The following is an 18,529-nucleotide window of genomic DNA, read 5'->3' on the forward strand; positions in this document are numbered from 1 at the left end:
GATATCACTGGCCACCGCGGCAAACTATGCTATGGGTTCCTTGCTTAACCCGGCCCTTCTGATTCTTGTGCAATAAGTCGATGCTAGTAAAAAAAGCGGTCGTTACCTCTGCGGCCCCAAATCAAAATACGCTGCCGCTGCAACGTCTCGTAGATCGAGATGGCTGTGAGAAAACCGCCCTGCAGATGATCGTTGAAGAGGTGGAAGCGGCTGGTGTGGAGGAGATTGCGGTCATCATCCAGCCGGGAGATGCGGCCGCTTACGCCAAAGCGGCGGGCGCCCACCTCGGTCTGCTGCGATTTATTGAGCAACCCGCGCCGCTCGGGTATGGCGATGCCTTGTTGCGAGCCCAAGAGTTTACCGCCGGCGAACCATTTTTGCATTTGGTCGGTGACCACCTTTACCTCAGTGGCGACCAGCGTCGTTGCGCGCAACAGTTGATTGAAGTGGCGACGGAATTCGATTGCGCTGTTTCTGCGGTGCAAGCCACTCGAGAGAATCGTCTACCCCTGTTCGGCGTTGTCAGCGGCACCCACCTGCCCCGCCGCGATCGGCTTTATGAGGTCACCCGAGCGATTGAAAAGCCGACGCCGACACAGGCCGAGCAAGAGCTGCTGACCGCAGGCTTGCGAGCTGGGTACTACTTGGGCTTTTTTGGCATGCACGTGCTCACCCCTGCCGTGTTGGAGATTTTGGCGGAATTGCAGGCTCGCCCCGACAGCAGCCCCGCCACGCTTTCCGATGCGGTCTCCAACTTGATTCATCGCGAACGTTATTTGGCGTTGTCGATCGACGGCACCCGTTACAACATTGGTGTCAAATATGGACTCTTGATCGCTCAACTCGCCTTTGGTTTGGCTGGCGCTGACCGGGATCCAATTCTGACCGAGCTGTTAGAATTGATGGCCACGCGTCAGATGGGTGGAGGCCACGCATGAATCGATTTGTTGAAATCATCCTCAGCCAAGACGACGCGGTCCGAAATCAATCGCTAGCCAGCGTCTGTGAAGGTTTGGATTTAAGGGAGTTGCTGGCTGCCGCCGCGGAGCTGGATAACTTTCGTCGCCGCGCTGACAATTTGTATCAGCAGGTGCGGGGGCTATTCTTTTTGGCGGCAATTTATCGTTATCATGTGCCCGCCAAATTGACGTCCCAGCCAGCCGGTTTGATCCCCTTTGCCGGTTATCAGCACCTGTTGCAAAGGCGTTTTTCCGAAGCCATCGATGCGTTCCTCGTCGCCCAGCAACAGAGTGGCGTTACCGATGCGTCGGCCAGCGCCCTGGCGGAAGCCTATCATCGCTTAGGTTTTCAGACCTTGGCGGATCAAGTTCGTCGCAGCGTCCGCTCCTTTCGCGGCAATCAGTGGATGTTTCGGATCGGGCATCCCTTCGATTATCCACTGCGCATTGTCCCCGAGTTATTAGATTTAGATCCGGCAACTGCCAGTCCGCCGCTGTTGCGTGAGACGACGGCTGTGCGGATGGATTTTTCCCACAGCGCCTGGAGCGATATCTTTTTTCTCGGTATGGACTACCCGGAGGCGGCTCGGGTTCTAAATGTTTCAGTGGACCTTGCCGTGAGGGGACGCGATACAGAGCCCCAGCCGCCGATCGAGACTTACTTTCGCGTGATTGATCAACCACTGATCCGCTTGGTAAGTGTTGACTTGGCGGCCAGTACGGAGTTGACCGAAATTAGTGATGTTTTTGATTTTGGTCGCGATCATTTAGGCTTGTTGAAAGCGGCCGTGATTGCTTCGGGCATCGTTCCTCCAGGGCTTGAAGGTTGTGGCCAGCCCTTGTCGAGTCTGCTCAAGAGGTTGATGGGGCCGGGCCGCGGTTTTGAACTGGTCAGCAAAATCAATGATATTCCCAAAGGCTCGCGGCTGGCCGTTTCCACTAATTTATTGGGATCATTAATCAGCGTTTGCATGCGGGCGACCGGCCAAGTTGGCACGCTGCGGGGACCACTTGCCGAGCAAGATCGTCGCACGGTGGCGGCTCGAGCGATTCTCGGTGAATGGTTGGGTGGCTCGGGAGGTGGTTGGCAAGATTCCGGTGGCGTTTGGCCGGGAATCAAGTTGATTCAGGGAGCCACAGCCGGCACGGGCGATCCCGAGTTCGGGATCAGCCGCGGGCAATTAATGCCGGTGCACCAAGTTTTTAGTCACCAAGAAGTCAGCTTGGAGACGCGGCAGGCCTTGCAAGATAGTTTGGTGATGGTGCATGGTGGCATGGCACAAAATGTGGGTCCCATTTTAGAAATGGTGACCGAGCATTATCTGCTGCGGAACGAATCTCAGTGGCGGGCACGGCATGAAGCGATCGAGATCTTGGATGAGGTCGTTGCCGCTTTAAAAGCAGGTGATGTGCGGCGAATCGGCCAGTTGACAACTCGCAATTTCCAGGGACCGCTGCAGCAAATTATTCCTTGGGCAACCAATCGCTTTACTGATGCCATGATCGAACAATGCCAGCAAGCATATGGCGACCAGTTTTGGGGCTTTTGGATGCTGGGTGGGATGTCGGGTGGTGGCATGGGATTTATTTTCGATCCCCAAGTCAAACCGGCCGCCAGCCAGTGGTTGGCGACCGCAATGGTGGAGACGAAACGTGAATTGGAAGCCGCCCTACCCTTCGCGATGGATCCGGTGGTATACGATTTCGCCATTAATGATGCGGGCACCTCTTGTGAGTTGTTGCGAGGCGAAGAAGCTCAGATGCCCGATCGCTACTATGCCCAGCTATTGCCCGGTTGGTTGCAGCAAGGGACTCGGAATTTATCGTTGGGTATTCGCGGCGATCTAGAGAAGTTGGGGCAACGCTGCCAGGAAGCCGCATCGGCTGGCGTTGCTCGCCGCCTTGTCGATGCGTTGCTGCCTCGCCCCAACCGGGGCGATGCGGCCGAGCATTCCTTGACGGAGTTGCTCGACGCAAATGGATTTGATCGTCAGCAACACGAACAAATTCGCGCCGACCTGCGGGCCGGGCGGATTGGGTTAGCTCAGAACCGTTTGCCCAGCTCGACTTTGATCGAGGATGTGTTGGATGAGGATCTGATTGATGCTCGTCGCCAGCCTGATCAAGAGATCCGCCGCAGCGGCGAAGCGGCGATCGCGGCCGGCCAAGTGGCCGTGGTGTCGTTGGCTGCTGGCGTCGGCAGTCGTTGGACAGAGGGTGCCGGGGTTTGCAAAGCGCTCCACCCGTTCTGTCGATTTGCCGGGCGGCATCGTAGTTTTCTGGAGGTGCATTTAGCCAAGACGCGGCGGGTGGCGAGGCGTTATCAGACTCGAATTCCGCACATTTTCACCACAGGCTACATGACCGACGAGCCAATTCGCGCGTCGCTTGAGCGGCACGATCAGTTTGGTTTTGGCGACGCACTCTATGTTTCACCAGGACGCTCCGTGGGACTTCGCACGGTGCCCACCATCCGCGATCTGCGGTTCGCTTGGGAAGAAATGCCCCAGCAGATGCTCGACGAACAGCAGCAAAAAGTTCGTGAGAGTGGTCGCGCGGCGCTTTTGAATTGGGCGCGCACCAGCGGTGAAGCAAGCGACTATACCGACAACGTTCCCCTGCAGTGCATGCATCCCGTTGGGCACTGGTACGAGCTGCCAAACCTACTTCGCAATGGAACGCTTGCGAAACTGCTCGATGATCAACCCCAGCTGACCACGCTGCTGTTGCACAACATTGATACCCTCGGGGCAGCGATTGATCCTGATCTGTTAGGGCTGCATTTGCGGAGCGGTAGCACCCTGAGTTTCGAGGTGATCAGTCGACGTTTGGAAGACCGCGGTGGCGGTTTGGCTCGCATCAACGGGCGGGCTCGCTTGGTGGAAGGCTTAGCCATGCCCGACGAGCAAAGTGAATTTCGGCTGCGTTATTACAATTCCATGTCAACCTGGATCGATATCGATGCCTTGTTGGCGGTCTTTCAATTGGAGCGGAGTCAATTGCATCAAGTAGAGCTGGTCGCTGCTGCCGTCCGTCGCATGGCTCGTCGCGTCCCCACGTATATTACTTTGAAGGAAGTTAAAAAACGTTGGGGGCATGGGCAAGAAGATATTTTCCCAGTCGCTCAGTTTGAGAAACTGTGGGGTGATATGTCTGCCTTGCCGGATGTCGCCAGCAGCTATCTAGTAACTGACGTCGTGCGTGGTCAGCAGTTGAAGCAGCAGGCACAATTGGATGGTTGGCTGCGCGATGGTTCGGCTGAGTATGTCGATGGGCTCTGCGATTGGACCTAATAGCGGTTGAACCTGACAGCGTTGCGGCTGATGGGGAACCGCTCTCTTGCGCGTTGCGGCTGATGGGGAACCGCACGCTGGCGCGTTGCGGCTGATGGGGAACCGCACGCTGGCGCGTTGCGGGTGATGATGGTTCGGGCAAGCCATGGTTTATGTTGACTCAGGTACCCCGCGGTAAGGTCACCAGTTGCAGTTTGGTTGCTGCGGGCATTGCGGCGGGGAACGCCAAGTCGACGATGCCTTGCTGTGCCAACAGCTGTGGATCGCGTTCAGTCACTTCGCATGACTTTAGTAAGATCAACTCGTCGGCATTGGAAAGACGTGCCAGGTAAGCGGCGATCGCATCGGTGGTGGTCGCCCAACCTTCAGGCAGTTGGCTATCTTGGCTTGACTGGCGAGAATAGAAACTATCGACCGCTAGCAAGTAATTTTCTGTTTGTGGAGATGCCGCCAACAGTTGTTGCCATGCCTGTCGCTCGGCGATCACTTTCCAAGTTGGCAGCAACTCAGCCACGATTTCAAAGCTGGCCCGCAGCAGGTTGACGCAACGCCAGTGCATGTTGGCTTCGTCCAGTCGATGCAAGGCGGCCAGTTGACGCATAGCATCAATTGCTTGACCGCCACCGACGATCCACAGGTTTTGCCCTGGTGTGAGCGTTTGCAACCATTGGTGAACCGCAATGGCAAGCTGCGGATTATCGAGGCAACTGCCACCAAGTTTGATGACGCGTTTGGGAATCATGACTGGGGTGGCGACTGCAGCGGGGAGCGGAGAGCTTGGGGATCGCGTTGCAACGCGGACAAGCACGCCACCGCGTAGGCTGGGCCAGCGCGGCTGATCTCCGGACCCAGTGCTTGGCTCAAATCGCAGCAGCTACGGTCGGCGGGAATGGGCAATAATTGTTGTCCATGGCCTACCAGGAACCAGGTGGCTGCCGGGCTCGATAACACGCCAGCTGCTACAATCCACTGGGCCTGCAGTCGCTCCCACACATAGATTGCCATTTCCGTGGCATCTTCTATGCTAACCTCGCGATGATCGAGGCCGATCATGCGGGCCATTCGATTGGCCGCTTCTGCTCGTGTGCGAGGGCGTCCGTCGCAGCTTTCACAATCCTCTGCATCGGCGGGCGTGATGCCGGTGAGGATGGCGCAGTCGTCGGTGACCGCGAACACTTCGTTCATCACGGGAGTCAATTGCCCCCGGTATGGTAGTTCGTCAACAACAGCGCAGATCGGAGTGCGGCCCACGCCGGCGTAGATTAGTTCTCCGCGCATCAGCCGTTGCTGATCGCTGCGGCTGGTCGTGGCGACTCGACCGCCAGCGAAAGGAATTAAATCGGTCGTTGTGGAGCCGATGTCGATTAACAGACCGTCGCCGTTAGACCAAGTTGCTGCCAATGACGCCATGGCGTGCCAATTCGACGCCGCAATGGCTGCATCGTCCGCACTGGCGACTGCTGCCGAGACAAATTGCCCATCAACGGTGTAGTACTCACAGCGTTCACCAAAAGCTTGTTGGCATTGGTCGACGATGTGACGCACACCGATTGCGCGATTGCGAAAACAATCGGCCAACTCGCCCGTCATGGTAATGGCAAAGCGGTCGACGTTGTTGAATTGTTCAGCCAGTTTCTGCAAGCCCGCCGCTAGGTCCTGTGGATGTTTCCACAAGGGGAAATATTGGCACTGGCAATGGCCTTGCTGATCAGCCGCCTTTAGGTTCGCTCCGCCAATATCGATTCCCAGAATCCTTTCCTGTTTATCTGTCATGGGCTATTGCAACCAAACGTTACCGCTGGCATCCCAACTGACATGCCCACATCCGACAGCGCACTGGACCGGCGTACGATCGAGTCCCAGTAAGCGTTTGGCCAAATTCCCTCGCACAATGCGACGCAGGCCAACGTAAGAAGTTGTTAAACGTGGGTTCACTTCAATCACACAATCCTGCGACGGAGCATCGGCGAGTAATAAGTCCAAACCAATATAACCGCGAGCGGTCCTGGGTAGCGAGAGGATGGCGGTTTTTGCCAGCGTGGTTGCCCGGTGCTGATCGTCTTCGCAGAGCGGGCCGCTGCCACCCTGATATGACATCTGCTCGGCGGTAATATCTTGGGCGACGGCCGGTAAGGCGGTGATCTCATTGCCTTCCACGATCACAGCCACCGACACCGCCCTGCCCTCGATCCATGGTTGGATTAGCAACGAGGTTTGGAAAGCGGCATCGATCGCTTGTTGGATATCGGTAAATACTCTGACGTTTTCCGTGCCGCAGCCATCTCGGGGCTTGACGACCCAACGACTTGCCGAGGGCAGATCATCGAGTGGAATCGTGTCATAAGTCCAGGTTGGTGGGTGGGGAACCCCGTTGACGGCGAAATTGCGAGCTGTCTCCCACTTGTCACTGACGCAGCGGAGGAAATCTCCAAAACCGTTTAACATTCGCAGCCCCGAGGCTTGCAGCATGGCTACGCCCTGGGCCAGCGTGCCGTCTGATTCTGGAGCAATAATCATCGATTCCGCGGCACCGGTCGCCGCCTTGATCCATTGCGGCCAGAGCGGAGCGTCTGCGGAAATCGGGTGGATGATCACACCTTTGGGAAGCGTGATCTCCAGTCGACTATCAAGCGGAACGTGCACCGAGTCGGCGACTTCGGCAAAATCTTCACTCAGGGCGGTGAGCATGGCCCTCCCCTCCCGCAAAAACGAAGCGGGAATTTCGTCGACGGAACGGTCTAGACAGCCGCCCCCACAGAGGTACTCACCTAGGAACACGTCCACTTAAAAAATACCTAACTGATCACGAGCATCCTCAGTCATGCGGTCTTGAGTCCAAGGCGGCTCCATGACAACTTTAACTTCCACTTGATCGACTTCCTCAATATCGTTGACGACCTGCTTCGAATTGGCAACCAGCTGCGGACCAGCTGGACACATCGGGCTGGTCATTGTCATTTCAATTTTGACGTCGTGACGACCATCTTCTTTGGCTTCTGATAGATCGACAACGTAGATCAGGCCCAAGTCGACGATGTTAACGAACAATTCGGGGTCGATCACTTTTTTCAGTTCTTCGCGAACATGATCTTCAGTGAGTGGCATGATGAATGCTGCTTTTTGGGGAAAAATTTTCGGCGGCGGGCAAAAAATATTGCCCCGGTGCGGTTGTGGTTTAAGAAAACTGAGTCGGTTAGACGTACTCGCGAACTTGACGAGCAATGGTTTCGCCGAGCGCATCGCGGACACTCTCAATGCTGATGCGATCGAAAATCTGCTGGAAGAATCCGCTCACGATCATCCGCACCGCTTCGTTGCGAGTGAAACCACGGCATTGTGCGTAGAATACCTGTTCTTCGTCGACTTGGGCAGTCGTGCTGCCGTGCGTGCAACGCACGTCATCCGCTTCGATCTCCAGGCCGGGAATCGAATCGGCTCGCGCTCGCTCGGATAGCACCAAGTTATCGTTACGTTGATAACCGTCGGTTCGTTGGGCTCGCTTATCAACCTTGATCATACCGCGCCAAACCGTGCGACTTTGGTCTTGTTGCGCCGACTTGTAAAGAAAATCGCTGTGGCAATGCGGAGCAACGTGGTGCTGCAAGGTATGGTAAGCAATGTGTTGTCGGCCTTCGGTAAACAACACTCCGTTGACTTGACTGTCTGCACCGGGACCCACCAGGGCTACCGACTGGTTGACTTTCGCAAAACCATTTCCAATCGCCCCTAAGGTCCATTGCAAACTCGCGTCACGGTCGACCACGGCGCGTTGGTGGGCGAATTGAAACGTTTTGTAACCTTGTTCCTGTAAGTTCACATAACGTAGGTGCGACGTGGGGCGTTGTAGGATCTCGACAGCGCCGAGTGACAGGCCGGCGGCGTCCCGCGAAGTGCTGTTTGCCTCGTGCAGGATCGTGGCCTCCGCCCCTTCTTCGAGCACGATCAACGTGTGGGCCAAGTCGGTCTGCCCTTCACCGAGCAGCGTTGCTAAATGCAGTGGTTGATTGACGACAACGCCCCGCGGAATGTAAACAAATTGGCCGCCTGACCAAAAGGCGGCGTGCAAGGCGGCAAACCGGTCGTAGTCAGGGTCGACGGCGGTAAACAAAGTCGATCGCACCAAAGCGGGATGTTCCAATGCGGCACGCTCCAAACTCATGCAGACCACGCCCCGGGAGGCCCATTCCGCACTGAGTTGTTGCTCGCGGACATGACTATCAACCGTCAGCACGTTTCCGCCGAGTTCCACGCCGTGTTGGAGAAAGCCGGGGTGCGAGGGTGTTTCGGAAGGAGTCACCGGGACCGCAAACTTAGCCAACTGGAACAGGCGCAAATCGCTTCGAATCCACTCTTCGTGACGGCGGTCAGGCCAAGACATCTTCTCGAAATGGTCGAAAGCATCGCGGCGGAGCGCCGTTAACCAATCAGGCTCTTGCCGCGAGGCCAAAAAAGCCTCGAAACCGGTCGCATCAAAACGATAAGTCGCTGCCGAGACGGTCATGGGTGTAAAATAAAGTTCAAGAGTGAATTAATTAAGTGAGATATCAACAATAAGTAGCAAATCGCCGCGAACGGATCGCAACGGTCCCGACTGGTGCCCGAACTCATGTAGTTCGGGCTTTCCAACGGGACACAGGTTGACCGACGCCGTTTAACCGACGCTGCCTTCCATTTGCAGCTGGATCAGGCGATTCATTTCAACCGCATACTCCATTGGCAATTCTTTTACTAACGGCTCGATGAAACCGTTCACGATCATGGTGCTGGCTTCCGATTCGGAAAGTCCGCGGCTGAGCAAGTAGAACAGTTGCTCTTCACCGATTCGGGACACGCTCGCTTCGTGGCCAATTTGCACATCTTGTTCGGCGATCTCGATGTAGGGATAGGTGTCACTGCGGCTCTCGGGGTCGAGGATCAATGCATCGCAGACCACATTGTTCTTGCTGCCGGTGGCTCCCGGTTCGACTCGCACCAGACCGCGATAACTGCTGCGGCCACCGTTCTTACTGATGCTCTTGCTGATAATCTGCCCCGTCGTATTCGGCGCGGCGTGGACCAGCTTTGCACCGGCGTCTTGGTGTTGACCAGCACTGGAGAAAGCGATCGACAAAATTTCACCACAGGCGCCGGGTTCCATCATGTGAACTGCCGGATACTTCATCGTCAACTTGCTGCCCAAATTGCCATCGACCCATTCCATGGTGGCGTCTTGATAGGCGTAAGCACGCTTGGTGACCAGATTGTAGATGTTGTTTGCCCAGTTTTGGATCGTGGTGTATCGACAGCGAGCATCTTTCTTGACGAGGACTTCCACAACCGCGCTGTGGAGACTTTCCGTCGTATACATCGGAGCGGTGCAGCCCTCGACATAATGCACACTGGCCCCTTCATCAACGATGATCAAAGTTCGCTCGAATTGTCCCATGCTCTCCGCATTGATGCGGAAGTAGGCTTGCAAGGGAAACTCGATGTGCACACCCGGAGGAACATAAATGAACGAACCACCCGACCACACCGCGCTGTTCAAAGCGGCGAATTTGTTGTCGTTGGGAGGAATGACTTTGCCAAAATACTCCCGTACCAAATCGCTGTGCTCGCGGACCGCCGTGTCGGTGTCGGTGAAAATGACACCCTGTTTGACCAGTTCTTCCTTCAAAGATCCGTAGACAACTTCGCTTTCAAATTGAGCCTTCACCCCGGCGAGATACTTCTTCTCCGCTTCGGGGATCCCCAGTTTATCGAAGGTCTCTTTAATTTCCGCCGGGACATCATCCCAGGTCTTACCCTGGTGATCGGTCGGCTTCAGGTAATAGTAGATATCTTGAAAATCGATATCGATCGCACCACCCCATTTGGGCATCGGCCGCGACTCAAAAATCTCCAGTGACTCGAGACGGAATTCACGCATCCAAGCGGGTTCGCGTTTGATCTCTGAAATCTGGCCGACAATTTCCTTATTGATTCCCTTTTGAGCCTTAAAGACATCATGAGTTTCGGTGCGGAAATTGTACTTATTAATCTCACCGATATGTTCTTTTTCGGTAATGTCAGTAGCCATGACACGGTTCCTGTATGAAAAAGGCCTGTATGGATGCGGCCGGTAAAGTGGTTCCAAAAAAATGCTGGCAAGTTTACACCGCCGCCTCTTCGGCAAGCATTGCTTGGTTGGCGGCATCGGCATCGGGATACGCTTTACGGATCCGGTCGTAACCGCTGCGATGCAGTTCTTCCGCGAGTTCTTTTCCGCCAGTTTCCACAATCCGGCCACCCAACATGACGTGGGTGTACTCGGGCGGATTGTGCTCGAGTAACTTGTCGTGGTGCGTAATGATCAAGAGCCCCATTTTTTCGCGACCGATATCGGCAATCGATTCGCTGGCCAAGCGCACGGCGTCGGCATCGAGGCCACTATCGGTTTCGTCGAGGATGGCAAACTTGGGGGCCAGCATCGCCAATTGTAAGATTTCAGCTCGTTTCATTTCGCCACCGGAGAAACCGTCGTTGACATAACGGCGAGCGAATTCGGGGTCCATCCGGAGATGAGCCATCTTCTCCTTGAGTTCGCCGCGAAACTCGCGCATCGGAATCAGCTCTTCGCCTTCCTTCCGCTCCGGACGACGCACGTTGGTGGTGGCGTGTCTGAGGAAATCAGCCATCTTCACGCCGGGGATCGCCATGGGGCGCTGAAAAGCCATGAAAATACCCGCCCGAGCACGCTCGTTGGGTTCCATCTCCAAGACATCCTGATCATCTAAATCAATGGACCCGGCCGTAATGGTGTAGCCCGGGTGTCCCATGATGGCCAAGCCTAACGTGCTCTTACCACTGCCGTTTGGGCCCATTAAAGCATGGGTCTCGCCGTGCTTCATTATCAAATTGACACCCCGCAGAATCGGTTTGTCGCCAACGGAAACGTGTAGGTTTTCAATCTTCAGCACGTGACTCATCAGGTTCCTCAACTTCAATTTCGAAGCAGTTCGTGATTGTTAAGAACCGTATCGCAGATCGGAGAGCACCGCGGCTGGCACCAGGGCGGCTAACGATTTTTGAATTTAGTTCTCAGGATGAAATAGTCAGTCAAACAGTAACGCGATTTGTGGTAAAAAACTCATCGTCTCAAGGAGGAAAATTGCTCAAATAGCACCCTGCTCTCAAGCTTGATTTTTTAGTGAATTCGTGTCTTTTTTTGCTTTTCCCGGCACCGGTGCGAATTGACAACAGCTGTCTCCGTCCATCCGACAGCTTTGCAGATGCACTTCGCTACCGAGCGCTTCGCTGAGCATCTGTTCTTCCAATTGACACATTGCTCGCAATTCTGTCTCAGACGTCAGCTCCGGGTGCGGGCAAACTTTGAAACCGATAATCGGTAATTCGCCCCCGGAGACCACATCGGCGGCAAAGCGATGGCCGGCCAGTACTTGGGTCAGCGATTGCATCCGTGACTCGAGGGATTCGGAGGTAGCGTCTTGATCGCTCAGCCCTGCATCGGAACGGTGTTGGGCAGCTTGCTGGCCATAAGTGCGGCCCAGCCGCACCGCTATTTTGGTCAGCAGTCGATCTCGCAACTCCGTCGATTCGAGCGACATAATCTCCTGCCACATCGCATCAGCCAGCTCCGCATGCTCAGCACCCGCTCTGCGATGTCCCAACAGCGTCAAACGATAATTGAAAGTCGGGCGGCCTCTTCCAGCGACAACCTTCTCACGCTGCACGAGCCCTTTTTCCAACAGCCGCTCCACCCGTTGTCGAACCGCAGTCGCGGTTACGCCCAATTGTTCGGTCAACGCATTTACACCCAAAGCTTCGCCGCCACGAAGCGCGTCGAGCAATTCGCGGTCGACGCTGCGGACGTCAACCATGTTCGCTTCGGAGGCCTGGACGTTTGTGGACATTGAATCCCTCGGGCTTGAGCCGAGGTGAAGTTTGCTTGGGCAGGTAAAAGTGCTGGTGAGTGAACTACAAGCCAGTTTCATCGTTTTCTCGGCTTCAGCCAGCTCGTTAACTACTTGAACTTTATCCGTGCAACTTATTTTTGACAACCACGGTTGTTAAAAATGTTTGGCAAAAAGTTTCCCCCGCGAGTAGCGAATTCTTTATTCCCAAGAGCGGCCCAGATTTCAATTGAACGCCGTGATTGCCGCTGATAAAATCGGCTCAGCCGTCAGGAAAGGTAGCTGGACTCCCCCCTGCCCGCGATGCACGCGGAAATGTGGGATTAGCAGACCGCAAGAGGGCGACCGCCGAACAGCTCGGCGACTCGGCCCCCGATCGCTCGTTGAGCTTCCTGGGATTCAACCATGAATTTCCGCCCCAAGCGTTGGAGCCAACTCGGAGTGTTTCGTATTTGATGCGAAGCGTCTGTTTTGGCGGCGTGACTTATCTCTTGACTCGATCCGAGTCAGTGCTTCTTTTCATAACCTGTCTTATCGTCTTTTACTTATTTTTTCTCGCGCTTGTGAGGTTTGGTAATTGTCATGGAATCGTTGATTGCATTGAAGCGGCGAAGACTTGCGAAGTCGTTAAGGTGTGAGCGGTTGGAGTCGCGGCAATTGCTAGCCGGCGATTTTGGGATTGCCACAACCACAGAGTTTTCGCCGAGCGTTTTGGCTGTAGAGGCTGGCGGGATGGTTGGCAGCCAGCTTGATTCGGGTGAAGAAAAACTGGTCGAGCGGGGGAGAACCGAGGGCAAAAACGATGCATTTGTCGCATACTCTCACTTCTATGAAGCAGATGGTCGCCAAGTTGGCATGACGCCGCACCCGAATCGCCTAGCGATTGAGGTTGACTCTGCTGCGCCGTTATCGATTGGCGAGTTGTTGGGTGAACTGGCTCAGGTGCGATCGGTGCATGGAGATGTCGCCGTCTATGAGTCGGCCACGTTAAGTGCTGAGCGGATGGCCGCGGTGCTGCAGAACTTTCGCATGGTGACGGAAGTTTCACCCGTCTTTGTAATTGGAGAAACTGGGTCTGAGACAGTGTTGATGGATGAAGTCATCGTTGCCTTGGACGCCGCAGTCGATCCTGTGAGCTTCTTTGCCGATCGCGACGAATTTTCTAGTTACCGCCCTTTGCGTGGCACGACAGATCAATTTGTGGCGAAGCTTGCCGAAGGCGTGGGGGAAGCCACTTTGTCGGTCAGCAATCGGTTGGGCGATGAAACGGGAGTGGCTTGGGCCGAGCCTAACTTTTACCACAACTGGCAGCGTTACTATTTTCCGAACGACCCTTTGTTCAGCAACCAGTGGCACTTGCACAACACGGGCCAAGGTGGCGGTTTGGTCGACGCCGATCAAGATTTGCCTGAGGCCTGGGACATTATTCAGGGAGGTTCACCCGATATTGTCATTGGGATTTACGATGATGGGGTGGCTATCGACCATCAAGACCTCAACCACTGGGAAAATTCCGGCGAGACGGTCGGCAACGGCATTGATGATGACGGCAACGGTTGGATAGACGACATTTACGGTTGGAATTTTGTTAACGACAACAGTTCGTCATATCCCACCACGGCGACTGACCGTCATGGCACCGCGGTTGCCGGGGTCGCCGCCGCGATCGGCGATAACGCAGAGGGGGTTGCTGGATCGTCTTACGGCTCGCCCGTGATCTCCGCTCGTTTGTTCGATGGTCCCGATGTGGCCGGCGTCTCTGACATTGCTGAAGGCCTTTATTACCTTGCTGGTCGCACCGCTGACGGTTTGGGCACTTGGGATGCCGCCGATGTGGTCAACAACTCCTGGGGGGGCGGTGGCCAGAGCACCGCAATCGCCGCGGCGCTTGCTTGGGGGACAACCAGTGGGCGTCAGGGTCAAGGTGCAACTTTCTTGTTTGCTACTGGGAATAACGGAAGCGATACTGTGAGCTACCCAGCGTTCTACACCACCACCATTCCCGGTGTGGTGGCGGTTGGTGCTCACAATAACTTTGGGGTGAGATCTGCGTACAGCCAGCATGGTCCTGACGTCGATATTGTTGCCGCCAGCAGCGGCGGGTCGCTCAGGATTGAGACAACCGACCGCCTGGGGTCTGCTGGTTATTCGTCAACTGATTATACGGGGACTGGCTCGAGCGGTTTTGGCGGAACCTCGTCGGCCACGCCATTGGCGACCGGTATCACGGCCCTGTTATTGGCCGAGGCGGCCAATCAAAATATTGATCTAACGCCAACCGAGGTGCGGCAATTACTTCGCAGCAACACTGATTTGATGGGCGGAGCCGATTACGATACCTCGACTGGTAAGAACTATGAATTCGGTTTTGGCAGCTTAAATGCGGCTAGTCTGGTTGGAAACGTGGGTAAAGCAGAAATCTCAATTTTGAGTTCTAGCGAAGATCTGGCTAGCGGTGTGAGTACGACTGATTTTGGTGTTGTCGATTTTGGTAAAACTGCCGACTACACGTTCTATATTCGCAATCAAGGCACTGAGCTTTTAGATCTCACCGATTTGACTGTGGCCTCGGGACCGTATTCGATTGCCACTGGCTATGCCGACGCGCAACTGGGGCCTGGAGAGTCAACCACGTTCACCGCTCGTTACATCCCTGTCGATGGGGGCGATCAGTCGGGTGAAATTGAGGTGATTTCTAATGATAGCGATGAGCCCGTCTTTACGATTAACGCCACCGGCACTGTGGTGCTGCCGTCGTTAGCGGGTACTAGCTTCGAGGACAGCAACATGGACGGAAATATTGACCCCGGTGAGGAGGCGATTGCTGACGTGTTGGTCTACTTGGACGCGAATGGCAATGACACGCTCGATTTTGATGTTGATGATTTCACCAATACGAATCCAGTGGATATCACGGGTGCGACTACTATACGTTCTGAGATTGAGGTGCCTGGTTTGGGTGGGAGTGTGGTCGATGTCAATGTTGCGTTGGATATTACCCACACCTTTAACAGTGATTTGGAAGCTTTGCTCATTGCTCCCGACGGAACCGAGGTCTTATTGTTCAGTGCCGTTGGTGACTCGTCAGATAATTTTACGGATACCATTTTCGATGATAGTGCCGAACTATCGATTATGGATGGCAACGCCCCGTTTACCGGATCATTTCGCCCCATGGGGCGGTTGGCATCTTTAGTGGGAGTCGATCCCCAAGGGACTTGGGCTTTGGAAATTACTGATACTTTTGGGGCTCTGGATGACGGTGTGTTAAATGACTGGGGGCTCAGTATTTCCAGTGGTGAATCCGCTACATTGTCATCTACAGGAGGTATTTATACGTTTTTCGGTTTGCCAGCTGGTGAACACACCGTGCGGGCTAGTTCGTTTGATGGCTGGACGCCGGTGAGTCCTCTTGCCGGGGAGCATACCGTTACGATCAGTGATCCAGCCGACAGTTTTCTCGAACGTGATTTTGGGGTTGCCCGTGATGACCGTTTCTACGCCACCGTTTTTGATGATGTAAATGGTGATGGCGTTTTTGATGCCTCCGAAACCGGTCTAGCGGGGCGGACCGTGTTTATTGATGATAATGAAGATGGGATTTTTCAAGCCTCAGTCACGGAGTCTTATCAGAACACAACTCCGGTAGACATTCTTGATATTCAGACTGCAACCTCTGAAATTACGGTGGCTGGCTTTCCCGAGCTTATCGACACCCTGTTGGTGCGACTAGACATCACGCACACGTGGACTAGTGATATTGAGGCCAGCTTGGTGGGGCCGGATGGGACAGTTGTTTCGCTGGTTGCTGACCGTGGTGCCGATGGTGATAACTTCACTGATACGGTGTTTGATGATTCGGCGGCGAATCCGATTGCTTCTGGAAACGCACCATTCACTGGATCGTTCCGTCCTGAAGAGCCATTATCGGCATTCACCGGGCTCGACCCAAATGGAGTCTGGACTTTAGAAATTTTCGATGATGCCGTCGGCGACACTGGTACTCTCAATGAGTGGGAGCTGATTGTAAGCGGTGCCGGCGAAGTTGGCTTGATCACAGACGAGCATGGTAACGTCGCCGCCGATCTTCCTGCGGGTTCTCACCGCCTGATGCTTGATGGTCTCCCAGGATGGCAATACACCTCGCCCGCTAGCGGATACGTCGATGTCACGACGTCGGGAGTACCGTTGGTCAATAACCTCTTTGGTACGCGGAGCGCCTCGGTGGGTGTAGCCGGCGTGACGCTCGGGGATGGCTCGGCACAACGCAGCATGCTCGGTGGCTTGGAGGTTGCTTTTGGTGGTGAAGTCACAATCGCTGAGGATGCCTTTGCGATTGAGCGAGTTGGGGGTGGGACAGTCACGTTCGACGTGACAACCGAATTGGTCGGCGGGAACACCGTGGCGACGCTAGCTTTCATCGGCGGTGAATTTACAACGGGATCGCTCAACGACGGCGAGTATCTCTTGATGATTGATGCCACCAAGGTAACCGATGCTGCGGGCGATTTCCTCGATGGCGACGGCGACGGGGAGGCGGGAGGAGACTTCCTCTTTGGTGATCAACCAGCGGACGACTTTTTCCGCATGTTCGGTGACATTAACGCCAGCAGGAGCGTCAACTTTATCGACTTCCTTGCTTTCCGTTCCGCCTTCGGTTCGGTAGCTGCAGATCCAGAGTATGACTGGCGGTTCGATGTGAATTCCGATGATGCCGTTAACTTTGTCGACTTTCTGCAGTTCCGCACCCGCTTCGGAACTTAAGCGAGTTCGCACCACGCTAGCCGCAGGAACTTCTCGCGGCAAAGTCGTTTTTCGCTTTCGCTCCGCGAAAGTCCTAGCAATCGCTACTTTCGCGGAGTCATCGATGACATTTATTTTTCGGTTGATCCTTGCCAGCCTATTGGCGAACTGCTGGCCAGCCACCTGTTTAATGGTATCTTGGGCCAATGCGGTCGCTGCCGCCGAACTGGCGGTTGATCAACAAGCCAGGCAAGGCAGGTTGAATGTCGTTTGTATCATGACCGACGATATGGGCTGGATGGATTTAAGTTGCCAAGGAAACCCAGTCCTGCAAACTCCGCATGTGGATGCCTTGGCCAGGCAAGGTGTGCGTTTTGACAACGCCTACGCGGCCGCTCCCGTCTGCTCTCCCACGCGAGCCGCGCTGATCACAGGTTTGGCACCCGCGCGGCTGGGGATCACCCAGCATGGTGCCGACGGTAAACAGTTTTGGCCACAGGATCGTCGGGTCCAGCCTCCCGCCACGACGCACGTATTGCCGCAGGTGACAACCACAATTGCCGAACGCTTGAATGCGGCGGGATATGCCACCGGCTTTTTTGGCAAGTGGCATCTGGGCGATGACCCCGCCTACTGGCCGACGTCGCATGGTTTCGATGTCAATCTGGGAGGTTGTGGCTTTGGTGGACCGCCGACCTATTTTGATCCTTATCGCATTCCTTCGCTTCCGTCGCGCCGCGAAGGTGAGTACCTGACCGATCGGCTCGCCGATGAAACGATTGATTTTCTGCGGCGCGAGCGGGACAAACCGATGTTTGTTTGTCTCTGGACTTATAATCCGCACTACCCTTTTGAAGCTCCGCAAGCATTGGTCGATCCGTACCAAGGTAAAGTGGGGCCGGGGCTAAAGAACCCTGTTTACGGCGGGCAAATCGCAGCCACCGACCGCGCCGTGGGACGCGTGCTCGATGAACTCGATCGCCTCGGTTTAACGGACAACACGCTGGTGATTTTTACCAGCGATAATGGCGGTTGGTCAGGGGCGACTGACAATCGTCCGCTGCGTGAGGGTAAAGGATATTTATATGAGGGAGGGCTGCGAGTCCCACTGATTATTCGTTGGTCCAAGGTGACGACGGCTGGCTTTTTGAATACAACTCCCGTGGTCAGCATGGATCTCGCCGCGACCATGCTGGATGCCGCAGGCATTGTGATCGGAGACGATGAAACGCTTGATGGTGAAACGTTAAGGCCCTTGTTTAGCGGCGGCGAACTAGCGCGTGAATCGCTGTGCTTTCATTATCCACACTTTGCTTTCCACAAAGCCAACCGACCCGGATCGGCCATCCGCAAAGGCAAGTACAAGTTGCTCAAGTGGTATGACGACGATTCAGTCGAGTTGTACGACCTGGAAGATGACCTGGGGGAACAAACTGATTTGTCCGACTCCGCCCCTGACGTTGTTCTCGAGTTGCAGTCTGAGCTGGACCATTGGTTAGTGGATACTGGAGCCGGTTTGCCCGAGAAAATTAGCTCACCGCCGAAACGCTGAGCTGGTAATCACCGCGGGACCGCTAGCGCTGACCGCGCGGCGTTTCATTTTTTATCTTGATTGCTCACGCGCTTGCAGCCAGGCCGCGTA

12 protein-coding genes are annotated in these 18,529 nt (G+C 55.1%); 4 read left to right on the top strand and 8 right to left on the bottom strand.

Going from position 1 to position 18,529, the window contains the following annotated elements:
* Window positions 1–80: 80 nt before the first annotated feature.
* A complete protein-coding gene (locus SH139x_RS05930; RefSeq protein WP_488354357.1) occupies window positions 81–938 on the top strand; it encodes a sugar phosphate nucleotidyltransferase in 858 nt (285 codons plus the stop codon).
* Window positions 935–4,252 carry a UTP--glucose-1-phosphate uridylyltransferase gene (locus SH139x_RS05935; protein ID WP_488354358.1) on the top strand — a complete coding sequence of 1,106 codons (3,318 nt, stop codon included), beginning with the start codon at window positions 935–937 and terminating at the stop codon, window positions 4,250–4,252. The genes SH139x_RS05930 and SH139x_RS05935 overlap by 4 nt, the downstream gene beginning before the upstream one ends.
* A gap of 160 nt (window positions 4,253–4,412) precedes the next feature.
* Here SH139x_RS05935 and SH139x_RS05940 read toward each other — a convergent pair whose 3' ends face one another.
* The 8 genes from SH139x_RS05940 to SH139x_RS05975 all read right to left on the bottom strand — a co-directional run bounded on the left by SH139x_RS05940 (window position 4,413) and on the right by SH139x_RS05975 (window position 12,144).
* Window positions 4,413–4,994 (bottom strand): hypothetical protein, encoded by a 582-nt coding sequence (locus SH139x_RS05940; RefSeq protein WP_488354359.1) that lies wholly within the window; start codon window positions 4,992–4,994, stop codon window positions 4,413–4,415.
* Entirely contained in the window at window positions 4,991–6,025 is a 1,035-nt protein-coding gene (locus SH139x_RS05945) for a hydantoinase/oxoprolinase family protein (protein WP_488354360.1), read from the bottom strand. Before SH139x_RS05945 ends, SH139x_RS05940 begins: the two co-directional genes overlap by 4 nt.
* 3 nt (window positions 6,026–6,028) lie before the next feature.
* On the bottom strand, window positions 6,029–6,940 hold the full coding sequence (locus SH139x_RS05950; RefSeq protein WP_488354361.1) for an ATP-grasp domain-containing protein: 912 nt from the start codon (window positions 6,938–6,940) through the stop codon (window positions 6,029–6,031).
* Between the two features lie 96 nt (window positions 6,941–7,036).
* Window positions 7,037–7,357 (bottom strand): metal-sulfur cluster assembly factor, encoded by a 321-nt coding sequence (locus SH139x_RS05955; RefSeq protein ID WP_488354362.1) that lies wholly within the window; start codon window positions 7,355–7,357, stop codon window positions 7,037–7,039.
* Window positions 7,358–7,445: 88 nt separating this feature from the next.
* Window positions 7,446–8,753, bottom strand: a complete 1,308-nt coding sequence (sufD, locus tag SH139x_RS05960; protein ID WP_488354363.1) for a Fe-S cluster assembly protein SufD — start codon at window positions 8,751–8,753, stop codon at window positions 7,446–7,448.
* 150 nt (window positions 8,754–8,903) lie between these two features.
* Window positions 8,904–10,310, bottom strand: coding sequence for a Fe-S cluster assembly protein SufB (sufB, locus tag SH139x_RS05965; protein ID WP_488354364.1), 1,407 nt, complete (start codon window positions 10,308–10,310; stop codon window positions 8,904–8,906).
* A 73-nt stretch (window positions 10,311–10,383) separates the two neighbouring features.
* Entirely contained in the window at window positions 10,384–11,199 is an 816-nt protein-coding gene (gene sufC / locus SH139x_RS05970) for a Fe-S cluster assembly ATPase SufC (RefSeq protein ID WP_488354365.1), read from the bottom strand.
* 204 nt (window positions 11,200–11,403) lie between these two features.
* Window positions 11,404–12,144 carry a helix-turn-helix transcriptional regulator gene (locus SH139x_RS05975; protein ID WP_488354366.1) on the bottom strand — a complete coding sequence of 247 codons (741 nt, stop codon included), beginning with the start codon at window positions 12,142–12,144 and terminating at the stop codon, window positions 11,404–11,406.
* Window positions 12,145–12,726: 582 nt separating this feature from the next.
* Between SH139x_RS05975 and SH139x_RS05980 the strand changes: the two genes are divergently transcribed.
* Window positions 12,727–16,908, top strand: a complete 4,182-nt coding sequence (locus tag SH139x_RS05980; protein WP_488354367.1) for a S8 family serine peptidase — start codon at window positions 12,727–12,729, stop codon at window positions 16,906–16,908.
* Window positions 16,909–17,011: 103 nt separating this feature from the next.
* The gene (locus SH139x_RS05985; protein ID WP_488354368.1) at window positions 17,012–18,439 is read left to right on the top strand and encodes a sulfatase; all 1,428 of its coding nucleotides are present in this window, start codon (window positions 17,012–17,014) and stop codon (window positions 18,437–18,439) included.
* The last annotated feature ends 90 nt before the right edge of the window (window positions 18,440–18,529 follow it).

Origin of the sequence: Kothea flammea, from assembly GCF_052161645.1 — a bacterium.
Classification (GTDB): Bacteria; Planctomycetota; Planctomycetia; order Pirellulales; family Pirellulaceae; genus Laterigemmans.

Coding starts and splice junctions, on each gene's coding strand:
- SH139x_RS05930 (WP_488354357.1), top strand. CDS start 81: ATGCTAGTAAAAAAAGCGGTCGTTACCTCTGCGGCCCCAAATCAAAAT.
- SH139x_RS05935 (WP_488354358.1), top strand. CDS start 935: ATGAATCGATTTGTTGAAATCATCCTCAGCCAAGACGACGCGGTCCGA.
- SH139x_RS05940 (WP_488354359.1), bottom strand. CDS start 4,994: ATGATTCCCAAACGCGTCATCAAACTTGGTGGCAGTTGCCTCGATAAT.
- SH139x_RS05945 (WP_488354360.1), bottom strand. CDS start 6,025: ATGACAGATAAACAGGAAAGGATTCTGGGAATCGATATTGGCGGAGCG.
- SH139x_RS05950 (WP_488354361.1), bottom strand. CDS start 6,940: ATGCTCACCGCCCTGAGTGAAGATTTTGCCGAAGTCGCCGACTCGGTG.
- SH139x_RS05955 (WP_488354362.1), bottom strand. CDS start 7,357: ATGCCACTCACTGAAGATCATGTTCGCGAAGAACTGAAAAAAGTGATC.
- sufD (WP_488354363.1), bottom strand. CDS start 8,753: ATGACCGTCTCGGCAGCGACTTATCGTTTTGATGCGACCGGTTTCGAG.
- sufB (WP_488354364.1), bottom strand. CDS start 10,310: ATGGCTACTGACATTACCGAAAAAGAACATATCGGTGAGATTAATAAG.
- sufC (WP_488354365.1), bottom strand. CDS start 11,199: ATGAGTCACGTGCTGAAGATTGAAAACCTACACGTTTCCGTTGGCGAC.
- SH139x_RS05975 (WP_488354366.1), bottom strand. CDS start 12,144: ATGTCCACAAACGTCCAGGCCTCCGAAGCGAACATGGTTGACGTCCGC.
- SH139x_RS05980 (WP_488354367.1), top strand. CDS start 12,727: ATGGAATCGTTGATTGCATTGAAGCGGCGAAGACTTGCGAAGTCGTTA.
- SH139x_RS05985 (WP_488354368.1), top strand. CDS start 17,012: ATGACATTTATTTTTCGGTTGATCCTTGCCAGCCTATTGGCGAACTGC.